This is a genomic window from Desulfosporosinus shakirovi (assembly GCF_020595055.1).
Classification (GTDB): domain Bacteria; phylum Bacillota; class Desulfitobacteriia; order Desulfitobacteriales; family Desulfitobacteriaceae; genus Desulfosporosinus; species Desulfosporosinus shakirovi.
The window spans coordinates 1-13,130 of record NZ_JAJDOO010000015.1 but is presented as its reverse complement, the minus strand read 5'-3'; the positions used below and the strand labels follow the sequence as shown (position 1 = coordinate 13,130).

12 protein-coding genes and 1 riboswitch are annotated in these 13,130 nt (G+C 45.2%); all 12 genes read right to left on the bottom strand.

Annotated elements, in window-relative coordinates; all coding sequences use genetic code 11:
- Positions 1 to 149: 149 nt before the first annotated feature.
- The 12 genes from LJE72_RS14090 to LJE72_RS14035 all read right to left on the bottom strand — a co-directional run bounded on the left by LJE72_RS14090 (position 150) and on the right by LJE72_RS14035 (position 12,855).
- Entirely contained in the window at positions 150 to 389 is a 240-nt protein-coding gene (locus LJE72_RS14090) for a thioredoxin family protein (protein ID WP_092335228.1), read from the bottom strand.
- 158 nt (positions 390 to 547) lie between these two features.
- The gene (locus tag LJE72_RS14085) at positions 548 to 1,552 is read right to left on the bottom strand and encodes a permease (RefSeq protein WP_229248294.1); all 1,005 of its coding nucleotides are present in this window, start codon (positions 1,550 to 1,552) and stop codon (positions 548 to 550) included.
- A 63-nt stretch (positions 1,553 to 1,615) separates the two neighbouring features.
- Positions 1,616 to 1,930 (bottom strand): ArsR/SmtB family transcription factor, encoded by a 315-nt coding sequence (locus tag LJE72_RS14080; protein WP_229248292.1) that lies wholly within the window; start codon positions 1,928 to 1,930, stop codon positions 1,616 to 1,618.
- A 329-nt stretch (positions 1,931 to 2,259) separates the two neighbouring features.
- A complete protein-coding gene (locus tag LJE72_RS14075) occupies positions 2,260 to 2,925 on the bottom strand; it encodes a TorD/DmsD family molecular chaperone (RefSeq protein WP_229248290.1) in 666 nt (221 codons plus the stop codon).
- Between the two features lie 12 nt (positions 2,926 to 2,937).
- A complete protein-coding gene (locus LJE72_RS14070; RefSeq protein WP_229248288.1) occupies positions 2,938 to 5,748 on the bottom strand; it encodes a molybdopterin-dependent oxidoreductase in 2,811 nt (936 codons plus the stop codon).
- A 1-nt stretch (position 5,749) separates the two neighbouring features.
- Positions 5,750 to 6,934 carry an NrfD/PsrC family molybdoenzyme membrane anchor subunit gene (gene nrfD, locus LJE72_RS14065; RefSeq protein ID WP_229248286.1) on the bottom strand — a complete coding sequence of 395 codons (1,185 nt, stop codon included), beginning with the start codon at positions 6,932 to 6,934 and terminating at the stop codon, positions 5,750 to 5,752.
- On the bottom strand, positions 6,934 to 7,530 hold the full coding sequence (gene dsrO / locus LJE72_RS14060) for a sulfate reduction electron transfer complex DsrMKJOP subunit DsrO (protein ID WP_229248285.1): 597 nt from the start codon (positions 7,528 to 7,530) through the stop codon (positions 6,934 to 6,936). Before dsrO ends, nrfD begins: the two co-directional genes overlap by 1 nt.
- Before the next feature lie 16 nt (positions 7,531 to 7,546).
- Positions 7,547 to 7,669, bottom strand: a riboswitch (molybdenum cofactor riboswitch).
- 140 nt (positions 7,670 to 7,809) lie between these two features.
- The gene (locus LJE72_RS14055; protein WP_229248284.1) at positions 7,810 to 8,376 is read right to left on the bottom strand and encodes a rhodanese-like domain-containing protein; all 567 of its coding nucleotides are present in this window, start codon (positions 8,374 to 8,376) and stop codon (positions 7,810 to 7,812) included.
- Positions 8,377 to 8,537: 161 nt separating this feature from the next.
- Complete coding sequence (locus LJE72_RS14050; RefSeq protein WP_229248283.1) at positions 8,538 to 9,197, bottom strand: response regulator; 660 nt, start codon at positions 9,195 to 9,197, stop codon at positions 8,538 to 8,540.
- Complete coding sequence (locus LJE72_RS14045) at positions 9,190 to 10,707, bottom strand: sensor histidine kinase (protein ID WP_229248282.1); 1,518 nt, start codon at positions 10,705 to 10,707, stop codon at positions 9,190 to 9,192. The genes LJE72_RS14050 and LJE72_RS14045 overlap by 8 nt, the downstream gene beginning before the upstream one ends.
- 82 nt (positions 10,708 to 10,789) lie before the next feature.
- Positions 10,790 to 11,746: a substrate-binding domain-containing protein gene (locus tag LJE72_RS14040; protein WP_229248281.1), complete on the bottom strand. Its 957-nt coding sequence runs from the start codon at positions 11,744 to 11,746 to the stop codon at positions 10,790 to 10,792.
- Between the two features lie 128 nt (positions 11,747 to 11,874).
- On the bottom strand, positions 11,875 to 12,855 hold the full coding sequence (locus LJE72_RS14035) for an arsenic resistance protein (RefSeq protein WP_229248279.1): 981 nt from the start codon (positions 12,853 to 12,855) through the stop codon (positions 11,875 to 11,877).
- Between the last annotated feature and the right edge of the window lie 275 nt (positions 12,856 to 13,130).

The window sequence follows — 13,130 nt, the reverse complement described above, 5'->3', positions numbered from 1 at the left end:
CCTGTCTACAGTTAGTTCTAAAATTACATTAAAAAACAGCTGTATTTTCTGAGTACAAGAAAATACAGCCACCTTATCTGTCGCTTCCGGTGGAAAAAAATTTGCTGCGACAAGTGTGTTATTAAAAAGGGCCTGAGGCTAAACCTATTTCACTTATGATTTTCGAGGATCTTAGCTATTTCCTTCGGCTTTAAAACCTTACCAACGGAAACAACCTTCTCATCAATCACTAAGGCCGGGGTCGACATTACCCCATAGGCCATAACCTCCTTAAGGTCATTGACTTTAATAATTTCCGCCGTTATGCCTGTCTCTTTTAATGTTTTCTCCGTATTTTCTTTTAAAGTCTCACAATTTTTACACCCTGAACCTAAAATCTTAATGATCATACCAATCCACTCCCTAACTTTTTTCGTTAAAATATCAAACAAAAGATTTAAAAGCCAATTAACCCCCATAAATATGCCATTATAAACTCTAAGAACTTTAACTTACACCCCATCCATGACATCCGTAAATGCAATTTTTCGGAGATGTTAAACTTCGACTACATCAATAAATAACCAAAGGCATTGAAAGAGTAGCCAATGATAAGAATTCCCAGAGTAACAATACCCGCAAAAATCGCTAAAAGTCTCATCTTCACAACTTTCTTTAACAAGATCATGGAAGGCAGTGAGAGGGCTGTTACAGCCATCATGAAGGATAAGGCAGTTCCAATCCCTACCCCTTTTAATACTAAGGCTTCAGCGACGGGCAAGGTTCCGAAGATATCCGCATACATTGGCACACCCACAAGGGTGGCTAACAAGACCGAATACCATTTATCCTGGCCCAGGACTGCTGAAATGATGTTTTCAGGAATCCAATTGTGGATGGCCGCCCCTATTCCTACCCCGATGAGAATATAGAGCCATACTTTTTTAATGATGTCTAAGACCTGATCTCTGGCATAATCCATTCTTTCACGAGTCGTCAGCTCTTCTTGATCCACCTCAAGTATCTTATTGCCAAAGACAAAGGATTCTACATACTTCTCAAGCTTCGCCTTACTAATGATGGTACCGCCAATCACTGCCAGGACAATCCCAACAACCACATAAGCTATGGCAATTTTCCAGTTAAAGATACTGGCCAGTAAAATAACTGAGGCTAAATCGACAAGAGGAGAGGATATTAAAAATGAAAACGTCACACCGATCGGCAGACCTGCACTGGTAAAGCCTATGAACAAGGGTATGGAAGAGCAGGAACAAAAGGGTGTGACCGTTCCAAGTAAAGCGCCTAAAATATTAGCAGAAACTCCTTTGTATCTGCCTAATATCTTTCTGGTTCTCTCCGGTGGGAAAAAACTTTGGATATAGGAAATTGTAAAGATTAAGACTGAAAGCAAGATGAAGATTTTTATGACGTCATAAATATAGAAATGAATGCTTCCGCCTAAGCGATCCTGGATGCTTAACCCAAAAACCTTTTCTACCAAGAGCTTTACTAAATTACTGAGCCACTCCATTCTAAGCAATTGGTTATTTAGCCATTCAAAAATAAACAAGTGATCATCTCCCTTGATTCTATATCCCAAATTACATTGAGTTGCCATAGCATCTCAACCTTATTATTTTGACAGTGAAGTCTTTGTTTCTTCAATTTGATTTAGAATAATTGCTTCGACAAGATCAATCATCTCATAAATTTTCTCACTTTTAATTGAATAGATAACCTTAGATCCCTCTTTTCTGCTTTCAACAATACCCTGATTTTTTAACACAGTAAGATGCTGAGATGTGTTAGATTGTTCAGAATCAAGATCAGGTAGAATATCACAAACACACAGTTCACCATTTCTTAAGAGCTTAACTATTTGGATTCTTGTAGGATGACCTAATGCTTTGAAGACATTTGCAATGAGTTTGTTACCCAGATAAGTCATTGAATCACCTCATATAATTAGTATATTAGCAATTTATAATATACTAATTATATGAGGTGAAACTTATTTTGTCAATGTTATAAAAAACGAAAACTCCCAGCTCAGTTCTGAGAGTTAAGAGTTAAGAGTTAAGAATTACAAATTCATCATCCGCTTGAGTCAGGTATAGAAAACTTGGTTGGTGCCTGAAGACACTGTCTTCGCGCGGATTACCTTTCTTGCAGTATATAACGCAAGTTTATACTTTCTGGTAGTACAAAAAACCAGCAGAGACTACTCGAATTTGAGTGATCTCTGCTGCTGCTTAAGATTGTAATTCAATTCTTAAATTATTTTTCCAATTCTAAAGCTGCCTTTAAACCTTCTTTTTCTTCCTCTAAAAAGGCCCCGAGCAACTGGGCTAAACCTTGATAGAATTCCGTACCGGCTTTCTTAGCCAAGACCGTGACAAACTCCCCCAGCCACGAATTGAGATGAGCCTGAAAAAACTCTCTTTGCCATTCCTGAAGCCGCTGCAGATCCTCAGCCTCTTGGGCGAGACCGGTCCGCCGGCAAAGCTCGGCCATAAAGGAGAGTTCAATGGCCACATGATCCGGGATGAGATTCCAGCCCTCCGCGAAGATAATCTCCCATTCCTCTAAAATACGATGCATATCCTGGGCCGGCTCCTGCCAGAGACGCCCATAGGTTCCATCAATATTCCGATGAGTATAACAGGATTCATAAGGAAAGGTAAGTTTGGGACCCGGCACATTAAATAAGGCATCATAGTCCAGCTGCAGCTCTGCAAAATACTTAGGGTCTTCAGCTGCCCTTGTTAAGGCTTGTAAGACTTCTTCCTTGCCTGAGACAGGGGGCAATCCCAAGTGAAGTTTCTCCCGAAAACCTGGATTAAGCCAGGAGTCATCCACTTTGCGGGCTAAGGACCCTGCAAACAGGTTATAGAGAACTGCCCGGTTCAGAGACTCGCTTTGGAAATCCGCTGACTGCGTCATTACTTCACCTTCTTAGACTTTTTCAACTTTCACCCGAGAATCATAGAAGGAACAGCTTCCCCCAATCTTATCTTCCAGGCAGACGTTGCCAATGGAATCGTCAACCCGCATAGCATAATTGATGTTTACCCCTTTGCCCCGCTTCGCATCCCCCGGCATATTTTTGCCGTCGATGACCGCATCTGCAGCGCCATAGTTCCAGTGACCATAGCCAACGCTGGCAATGACCACTCCCGGCCGTACTCCCGGCCGCAGGCGAACCTTCCCTTGAACTCCCTCCTGATTACTGGGCCCGCTCACCTTAACCAGCTCGCCGTCCTTCACCCCCAGTTGTTCCCCGTCTTCGTTATTCATTTCGATGAAGTTCTCCGGTTGAATCTCTGTTAACCAAGGAGCAGAAATGGTTCTGCTGTGGGTTTGGAAGGCCTGCTTGTAAGTGGTTGCGATAAAGGGATAGCCGTCGTCCTTAATTTCTTGGTCCTTGGCATCCTGCACAGGATAGTATTTAGGGATGCCGTCAAAGGGTTTGCCCGTCATAGAATCCTTGGTGGTGGCGACTTTTTCTGCATAAATTGTACAAAGGCTGGCTACCTTACTTTTCATCATCAGTCCCTCGTAGGCCCCGCCGGCGTCAAACACTCCGCCCCGGGCAAGGATATAGTTTACCTGAGCTTCTTCCGTAGCCCCGGGTATTTTTCCGTATTGGCTGGCAAAGTTAGCCACCAATTTCAAATACCAATCTTCTTCTTTATTAAGAGGTATCCCCGCCCCAAAACCATTATCTCCAAACCCGGAAAGGTTCATGCGCTTAGCCAGATCAATGCAGATGTTTTCCAGGGATTTTGTTTCCGGCAATACATGGGTCATGGGCTGACGAACATCGGCCACTAACCCCAAAATCGTCGGTGCGGCTCCCAGAGCATTCCATTGTTCCAAATAAGTGACCTCCGGCAGGATATAATCCGCATACATAGAGGTATCGCCAATGACGATATCCGTAGCAATAAAGAGGGGAATTTTCTCAGTATCCTTAAAAGCTGCAATAATCCGGTCTTTCATGCCGGGTATAGCATAAGCCGGGGTTCCCATGTGCAGCCAAAGGATCTTCGCCGGATAAGGGTAGCCATCCATCACTCCGGCCACCACCTCCTGGTAAACATCTTTGGTTAAAGGAAACCAGGGACGCTTGGCAGGATAGCCCTTCTTCTTAAATTCCGTGGAATCCTCATAGTTGGCTTGTTCCCGGGAAATCCGGACTCCCTTGGGCTTCACGGCACCGGGATGAAGTTTGGCCACTTGGTATTTTCCGTTCTTATCTCCCATGTAACTGAGGGATGTGCCCCCGGCCTGATAGCCGCCGCGGTGATCCACGTTGCCTACCAACATATTTAGAATACAGATGGCTCGGCCGGCTTGGAAACCATTGGTGTGCTGGACCGGACCCCGGTAGAAATCTGCCACCGCCAGCTTGCCGCAGGAGGAGAACTCATCGGCGACTCGGATGATTTGTTCTTTGGGAATTCCGCAGATCTTGGCGTACTCATCCAGACTTTTCTCTTTAGCTCCTTCAGTTAAAAGCTGGAAGGAGGTTTTGCAGGGGATTTGATTGACTGCCCCTTCCTCGAGCAAGTCCCCGGCATCCGCTTTCCCTGCTAAGGTTGGAACTCCGGCAACTAAAACCACGTAGTCCTCTTTAGTCCCTCCCAGCCCTGCTTCATCTCCCCGCAAATACTTGCCATTATCGCTGCGAACCAAGTAGGTGGCGTCTGACCAACTCGCTTCTCCTTTCTTGGCGGCGGCTTCTTTGGAAGGCGCTTCCAGAAAGGACTTGTCGTAGCGCTGATTGTCAATAATCCATTGGATGATTCCTAAAGCTAAAGCGGCATCCGTTCCAGGTAGAACCGGAACCCATTCGTCGGATTTTGAAGCGCTGACAGAAAATCGCGGATCCACCGTAATCAACTTACCCTTATTTAGTTTGAAATTAGCCAATTTACGGCTTAACCCATTCATCGGGAAATTTGCCTCTCCATAGTTGGCACCAAAATTGAGTATGAGCTTCGTGTTTTCAAAGTCTGGCTTCAAGTGATGTTTGCCCGCAAAGGTAAATCCAGTGGCAATGTGGTGGCTCTGTTCACACACCGTTGTGTGCTCAAACCAGTTAATGGAGCCGAAGGAATTATTCACAAAACGTTTGACAAGTTCAGAACGGCTATTCTCGATCCGTCCCGCTAAGAAGACAAATTGATTGGCTTTGGGACCCAGCTCCGGAGCTTCGGGATCGATGGGGGTGTTGAGATCGTTGACAGCCTTTAATCCCTCAACATTTCCTTCCCCGAACAGATTTCCGCCTTCAATGATTTCTTTGTAGGCTTGATCCCAGCTAATGGCTTGCCATTTATTCTCTCCCCGTTTGCCCGCCCGTTTTAAGGGCTGTTGGACCCTGAGAGGATCATAGAGCAGCTGGAGGCCGGCTTGCCCGCGGGGACAAAGTTTTCCTGCCGACTTTCTGGCTTCTTGGGGATCGGCAGCATAGTTCAGGGGCGTATCCGTGGTCATCTGGCTGTAGGGATTGCCATCCAGTTTGATAACCACACCGTCTTTGATTTTGCCTCTTAAACTGCAATCACTGCGGCAGCCTAAGCAGGTTGAGTAGACAAAGCTTACGCCGGGGTCAGTATCCAAAGCATCTTCCGAGGGGGAACCCTCTTTCCAGCCGGGAATTCCTTGGGAGGCAGTATCTGCGAACACCATTGGGGCCACAGCCATGGTTACACCCAAAGCAGCGGCACCCTGGAGAAATTTTCTGCGTGTTGTTTCCATCTTATTGGGCAACCCCCTTCGTTGTTGGAATGGTTTTATTTCCTTGTATTTCTGCTCGTTCCTGAGCTCCCGGGCGATTCATAGGCAGAACTGAGTATAAGAAGGACAATACCACTATCACCGCCAGAGCAATCCCCAACACAATGGCGATGTCCTGTCCGGAGGTCACGTACTCGACGATTTTGCTGCCCGTCAGGGGCAATTTTTGGCCGCCGATCACCAGGTTTATCCGCATGGCCAGCACTCCGATAATCGTCAGAACGGAAGCAATCACCACGGCCGGGAGACTTTGACGGGCTTTTTTGGATAGGAGAATTAACAAGGGAACGAGCATGCCCAGAATGTTTTCCAGTCCTAAGAAACTCCAACCTTCGTTATGCAGGAGGAAATAGCCGGCAGCATACCCGGATTCAGAGGAATACCAAAGAACAATAAAGTAGATAATCATGAGAGCTCCGTCCACAACAATGAACCACTTCATGAGGTTGGCAATATCCGCAATTAAGGCTTTGATATCCTCGTTAAGACGGCCAAATTTGAATTTCTCCACCAGCATCAAGACGATTATAAAAAGACCGGTGCCTGAAACCATGGCTGACATCAAGAAAATAATCGGCATGAGGGGTGTATGCCAAATAGCACGAGCCTGCACATTGCCTAGTATGAAGCCCGTATACCCGTGAACCGCTAAAGCCAGAGGAACCCCCAAGGTTCCGAAAAATTTGGCTTGTTTTTTGTCATTCTCTTTGGACGCTTCAGACATATCCGTTTTGCCAAAGAGCAAAAAGCGGTAGAGGGATGCTTTAAAGCCGCCTTGGTTTAAGCCCTTGACAAAGTCCTGACGGAAAAGAAACCAAGCATAAATCATCAGGCAAGCCGGATAGAGAATCAGAAGATAAACGCCCCAGGACATGGCTGAGGTAAGATTGACATGGGTGAAAAGATTAATGAATCTCCCCGGCTGAGACAGGTCAAAAAGCAGATGCAAGGGGGCAAAAAGCAGCAGGACAATGGCCATGATCACCCCCACTTTTGAGACTTTTTTATACTTTTCAATTCCAAAAACAGTTCCCAAACTGGTCAGGATAAAGGAACCGGCGCTCATTCCCGTGTAGTAAAAATACAAGGCAATGAGTAAACCCCAGTAAATCTCATGGGGTACGTCAAAGAAATGAACCGTGATCATTATTTTCCACCCCCAACAATGTTTAACAGATTGGGACGCAAGGCCTTTTCATCTGCTCTGATGTAGTAGGTCTGAGGACGATTATTGGTTTCCGGTTTGCTCACCGTCACAGCCTCAGTTGCCAGCAATTTGGCCACTTCACTCTGGGGATCATTCAAGTCCCCAAAATAACGGGCACCGCCGATGCAGGTGTTAACACAAGCCGGCAGCAGACCTGCTGCAACCCGATCATGACAGTAGGTACATTTTTCAGCCGTTTTGCGCTCCCGATTAATGAAGCGGGCATCGTAGGGACAGGCGGCAATACAATACTTGCAGCCGATACAACGCTCATAATCCACCAGTACCGTCCCATCCTCCAGCTGGTAGGTGGCTTTAACGGGACAAACATTGAGGCAGGACGGATTCTCGCAGTGATTGCACAGCCGAGGCAAGCGATGGCGGGAAACATTGGGGAATTTCCCGGTTTCCAGCTCCTCGACCCAGGATCTGTTGACACCCAGCGGCACATTGTTCTCACTTTTACAGGCCACTTCACATGCATGACAACCAACGCACTTGCGCAGGTCAATCACCATAGCATACCGTTTTCCCATGGTCTCATCTCCTTATCATGATAAGTGCTTGCCACCTTCGCCAAATACGGGCAGGCGCCGAATTTCTCCAGGACACCCTATCGGTCTTGACAACTTAGATGGATATTTAGGCTCTCAAGACTCGGAGGCAGGTGAATTTCTTCACCTGCCTCCATCTTATCCCTGAATTTAGTCTGCCTGTAGCGGGATTAATCCTAAATCTGCTTCTCCTTATCCCTATAGAAAAAGCCTTTTCTGTCAGGGTTTATCCTGACAACATCCCCAGGATCTCCCCCGGAATCAACACCCCCAGATACTATCTGTGACTTCTCTATTCCCTAAACTCTGCCACTGTACCATTCCGCCCACTAAAACCTTTAAATGCAGCGGATCATATCCTTTGCCCACCAAAGTCTGCCAAGCGGAAAAGGCTCGAACTCCCGTACGGCAAATGAGAATCACATTTTTATCCTGGGAAATCTCAGACATTTGAGCTTCCACCGACTCCAAGGGAATATTGATGGCTTGAGGAACATGCTCCGTCGTAAACTCACCGGGTTCACGAACATCAATGATCTGCCAGTCTGCTTTTGCTTTAAGCCCCTCGTCCAATTGACCGGAAGAAATCATGGATTCCCCGGTTAAAGACTTAGGTAGAGAGTTATTTGCGACAGAGGTTGAATCTGCATAGTCGTGAGTCTGGTTTTTCGACGTTTCTAAAGCTCTTTCTTGTTTCTGCGTACTCTCTGCGGGCGTTGTCACTGTGGGTGGATTGGTATTTTTAGAAATTCCGCAGCCCGTGATGAACATCGCCATAAGTAAGCCAACCCCAAATATTCGTGCTATGCGTATGACGCTAATTGACAACTCGTCCCCCCTCTCCAATGAACAACTTTCTCTAGCCTTATTTTACGGAGAAATTTCAATGTATCTTACCAAGAAATCCTAAACAAGATCGTCTTAACCTTAAACATACCCCTTCTTATGGTCTTTGCCAATCAGGAAAAAACCTGACACCTGTCAGGTTTTTAAGCGTTAATAATTCCATTTTCCATGGCGTAGCGCACCAGTTCAGCCCGTTTACGCAGTTCAAGCTTTTCCATGACGCGAGTTTTATAGGTTTCCACTGTCTTTACACTAATATGCAGCAGTTCGGCTATATCCTGATTCGTATGTCCAAGAGCCAGGTACTTAAGGACTTCCCGTTCCCGCTCGCTGAGTCTTTTTTCCGTTTTCTCCTTGCTGCCCGGATTTTGCGGACCCACCATCTGGTAAAGCAAAGCGGCAGCCAGTGGAGGATAGATATAGAGTTCGCCCCGGGAAACGGTGCGGATAGCTGAGAGCAGTTCCACATCGGCGGCCTTTTTTAGAACATACCCTTTCCCTCCGGCCCGAATGACTGCTTTCATATACTCTTCATCATCATGCATTGTCAAAACCAGGATTTTCATCGCCGGATGCTTCTCTAAAATGCGGTCAATGCATTCTATGCCGCTCAAGTTGGGCATGGTGAGATCAAGTAAAACCAAATCCGGCAGAATTCCATCCACCATCTTAACGACTTCTTCCCCGTCGGCTGCCTCTCCTACCACCTCAATATCCTCTTCCAGATTCAATAAAACCCGCAGTCCCGCTCTCATTACGGCATGATCATCCGCCAGCAGAATTCTTAGTTTCTTTTCAGACATGAGACGCCTCATTTCCTTGCCTTTGATTCGGTTTACCGGGGATTTTAATAAAAACTGTGGTTCCTTTCCCCTTTTGGGACTCGATCTTAAAGGTTCCCCCCAGTAAAGCAGCCCGCTCCTGCATGCCAAAAAGTCCAAGTCCCCGCCCGGGCTGGGATACCTTTTCCTGAAGATCAAAGCCTTGTCCATCATCTTCAACAATCGCCGAAACCCAGTCTTCCCGCCAATCCAGCAAAACGGAAACCATACGGGCTTCAGCATATTTAGCCACATTGGTTAAAGCTTCCTGCACAATGCGATAAAGGGCTACCTCAATAGTGGCGGGGATACGCTGCTCTTGAAACCCGGTGACATTAAAATCGACTTCCGTTCCATATTTGGCTTCATATTCCCGAATATAACGCTCCAAAGCCGGCACTAATCCCATATCATCCAGGACACTGGGACGAAGTTCTCTGGCCAGGTGATGAACTTCGTCCAAGGTCTGAGAAACAATCTGACGCATATCCTGTAAGCGATCCCCCACGGCACAAAAGGAGGCTTCAGCTTCCAGAACTTTTAAGCCCACCATCAGGGAGGTCAGGGCCTGGCTGGTTTCGTCATGCAGTTCCCGGGAAATGCGTTTGCGTTCCTCTTCCTGGGCTGTCATCACTTTTTCCAGGAGCTGCAGGCGCAGCTCTTCCTTTTCTCTAAGTTCCAGCATCAGATTCTCACGTTCCCGGTAGTTCTGACTTAAGGACGCCGTCATTAAATTGAAGGCATTGGTTAAAACTCCGATTTCGTCTTGAGAATGAACGACCCCTTGAACATCCAGCTCTCCTTGGGTGACTCGCTGGGTTAAAGCTACCAACTCACGAATAGGATGGGTTAAAAAACGGGTTAACAAAATGGCAGCGATTATCCCTAAGGCAGACACAAAAAGGGCAATCAGGAGCAGATTCCAAGTCATCCCCAGGACCGCTTTTTGCAGACTGTTCTCATCCATGCCTACCCGTGCTATCCCTAATTTGCTATTTAAGATTGGCACGGCAACGTCGCGGACGACTCCCACTTCTGTGCGAAAAACAGTCAAATTAAACTGATGGGAGCCATCCACAGTGTTCGCTTTCAGCAACTCTTTGGGAAATGCCTCCCCAAAGGTGTGAGCTAACACATTTCCTTGGGGATCAACAACAAAGATGTACAAGACATCTTCATTGTTTTTGAGGGTATCTTGCAAGAGTTCATAAACAGCGTAAGCATTATTGATTAATAACTGGTTGGCAGCCCTGGCCGCAACATCACTTCCGATGGAAACTGCCCTCTTATCCAGTTGGTCGCGCAAATTGTTGGTTAAGATATTTCCCATCTCCCAAACAATCATACCGCTCAAAAGGATGACTATTCCCACCACTAAGCCGAGGATTTTATTCTGCACTCGAACCAGCTTAAGTTTCTGCTTGAGATAATTTGCAAAGGAATTCCGCACTGATTTTTCAGATATCCATCTAAACCCTGACCTTAATGACATTAGAAGCCTCTTTCCTCTTTATCCAATATTCCCAGATAACAACCGTTATTAAACTCCGAGTTTAGCTTAATTCTCCGAGAGATTACTTTTTGACATCAAGCTCGGCATTGGCCTTGACCATGATTTGAATGGGCTCATAGGCTGCAGAATCAGGTAAGACAAATCGGTCATACAAGAGGGACTGCAAGGCCTTTTCGCCCACGGGATCATTATCCATTTGCAATAATGCTTCCAATAAAGCTGCTTTAAGATGGGGTTCAAGCGTTTTGTTAACAACTACCGGGGGACTGCCAACCTCGGGAGAGCGAGCAATAATCCGTACCTTTGCCGCCAGGGAAGGATCCTTAGCCGCAGAATATTGATACACCAAAGAATCCACTCCGGCAGCATCTACCACATTATCCAAAGCTGCTTTAATGGAGTTGTCATGACTGTAGGTGTAAACTACCCGGCTAAAGAACTCAGTAGGCCGGCTGTTTAAGAGGGTCACCATATAGGTTGGGGAAATAGTCCCGGAAAAGGAAATGGGATCTGTGAAACCAAAGACCTGACCTTTAAGGTCTGAAAAGGACTGAAATTTACTGTTTGAATTCACAATAATATAGGACTGATACGTTGATTTCCCATTCACTTCAGGAACAACCAATAATTCCAGATTTTCTTGCTGGCCTGTGACATAGGCCCCGGAACAAATAAAGGCCACGTCAACCCCCTGGTCCCGAACCAGGTCATTGATTTCCTGATAGCTTTGACGTTGTATCAATTGCACCGGTCTGCCAATTTTCCTCTGCAGATAGTCAGCCAGGAATTGATAATTAGCCAAGGTCTCACGTGGTGACAAAACTGAAGAAATCCCCACCCTTAAGACATTTTGATTCTCCATGGGCTGGGGATTGGTAAGAGAATAATCCGTTGGTTTTACACTGACAGTGGGTAAACCCTCCGTACTATTGCAGCCCCCAAGCACCAATAGGATATATAAAAGGATTAAAGTCAAGCCAAACTGCCCGCCGGACTTTTGGGTTCCTGAAAAACGCATACTTTTCACCTCTTGAGTATTTCCAAGTTCACAATATTATTTCGTTTATCTTCGCCGATTTCCTGCCCGTCCATTCTTTTTACTTTAATTTCCAGAAACGGCATGCTTATATGGCTTTTCAATTGCCCCTATATATTACTGGAGTTTGAATGAATACTTTGCCTTTCTATCAATAATAATATTTGAGAAATCACCGCCAGTACCGGCAATTCAATTAAGGGTCCAATAACTAAAGCTAAGGCTATGAGTGGCTCATCCGGAAACGCCGTAACGGCAATCGCCAAGGCAATGGGTGAATTTCTTGCCAGGGTTGTAAGATTTAAACTAACGGAGTCTCTATAAGAAAATTTTAACAGACGACTTATATATCGTCCTACTAAAAAGTTAATCAGGAAGAAGAGCAAAACGGGTATCAATAAGGTATACACAACCTTTATATTTACTATTAAGTATCTGCCCTGTGAAGCAAACATGGCCGCAATAGCTAAGCTTAAAAAGATAATCTGTCCTGTACTAAAGAAAGGAATTAAGCTCTCCTCAAGGATTTCCGATTTACTCATCTTATGTAAAAAGAACCTGGTGGCGTTGGCGAGTAAAAATGGTAAAGCTAATACTAAAAAGACACTTTCCAGCAATACGGAAATTTTGACAGTTTCCAATACCCCGGCAAAAAGGAACAGATAAAGTGGTAAGAGAAGGACTTGTAGGATCAGGTTGACAGGCAGAATCGTAGCAGACATAGGTACATTCCCTTTGGCAATGCCCGTAAAAACCAGATACCAATCCGTGCAAGGTGTAACCATTAACATAATAAAACCGATCCATAATGCAGGGTGGTCTGAGAGAAAAAGAGCCCCCAATCCCCAAGCCAAAATAGGTGTCCAGATGAAATTAATCATTAAACTTGCTCCCGCAAATTTGGTGTTTGAAAAGGCCTTCCTTAAATCTTTAATAGGAATTGCTAAGAACAATCCATATAACATAAGGAGTAAGAAAGGAACAATAAAGTGTTCCGCATTTAACTCTATAACTGAAATCTGACCAAGTGCCAGACCTATGCTGACAGCGAATAAAATTATAAGTGTATGCAGCTTTTCCAGTGTATTCATGGTCATGACATCCTTTCATTGCAGGATAAAGGTGCTTCATTTTTTATGCACAATTGATAACAGTTATCATTATACAGCAAATTATACAGCAAATTTTGAAAGGTGTCTTTATTACTTTAGGTAAGTTTATTATAAGTTCGTGTTCTTACGTTGCGGTGCTCAGTAAACTAACTCCATTCATTTAAGTTCTTTAAACAGTTAATTATTATTGTTTACGCTAAAGGGGATGTAAGGAAACTTGTTTTCCGGTTTATACATCCCCACTCTATTTGTAA

Bases quoted from the DNA above. Each gene is read 5' to 3' on its own strand.
- LJE72_RS14035 (WP_229248279.1), bottom strand. From the start codon at position 12,855: ATGAATACACTGGAAAAGCTGCATACACTTATAATTTTATTCGCTGTC.
- LJE72_RS14050 (WP_229248283.1), bottom strand. From the start codon at position 9,197: ATGTCTGAAAAGAAACTAAGAATTCTGCTGGCGGATGATCATGCCGTA.
- nrfD (WP_229248286.1), bottom strand. From the start codon at position 6,934: ATGATCACGGTTCATTTCTTTGACGTACCCCATGAGATTTACTGGGGT.
- dsrO (WP_229248285.1), bottom strand. From the start codon at position 7,530: ATGGGAAAACGGTATGCTATGGTGATTGACCTGCGCAAGTGCGTTGGT.
- LJE72_RS14070 (WP_229248288.1), bottom strand. From the start codon at position 5,748: ATGGAAACAACACGCAGAAAATTTCTCCAGGGTGCCGCTGCTTTGGGT.
- LJE72_RS14075 (WP_229248290.1), bottom strand. From the start codon at position 2,925: ATGACGCAGTCAGCGGATTTCCAAAGCGAGTCTCTGAACCGGGCAGTT.
- LJE72_RS14090 (WP_092335228.1), bottom strand. From the start codon at position 389: ATGATCATTAAGATTTTAGGTTCAGGGTGTAAAAATTGTGAGACTTTA.
- LJE72_RS14080 (WP_229248292.1), bottom strand. From the start codon at position 1,930: ATGACTTATCTGGGTAACAAACTCATTGCAAATGTCTTCAAAGCATTA.
- LJE72_RS14040 (WP_229248281.1), bottom strand. From the start codon at position 11,746: ATGCGTTTTTCAGGAACCCAAAAGTCCGGCGGGCAGTTTGGCTTGACT.
- LJE72_RS14045 (WP_229248282.1), bottom strand. From the start codon at position 10,707: ATGTCATTAAGGTCAGGGTTTAGATGGATATCTGAAAAATCAGTGCGG.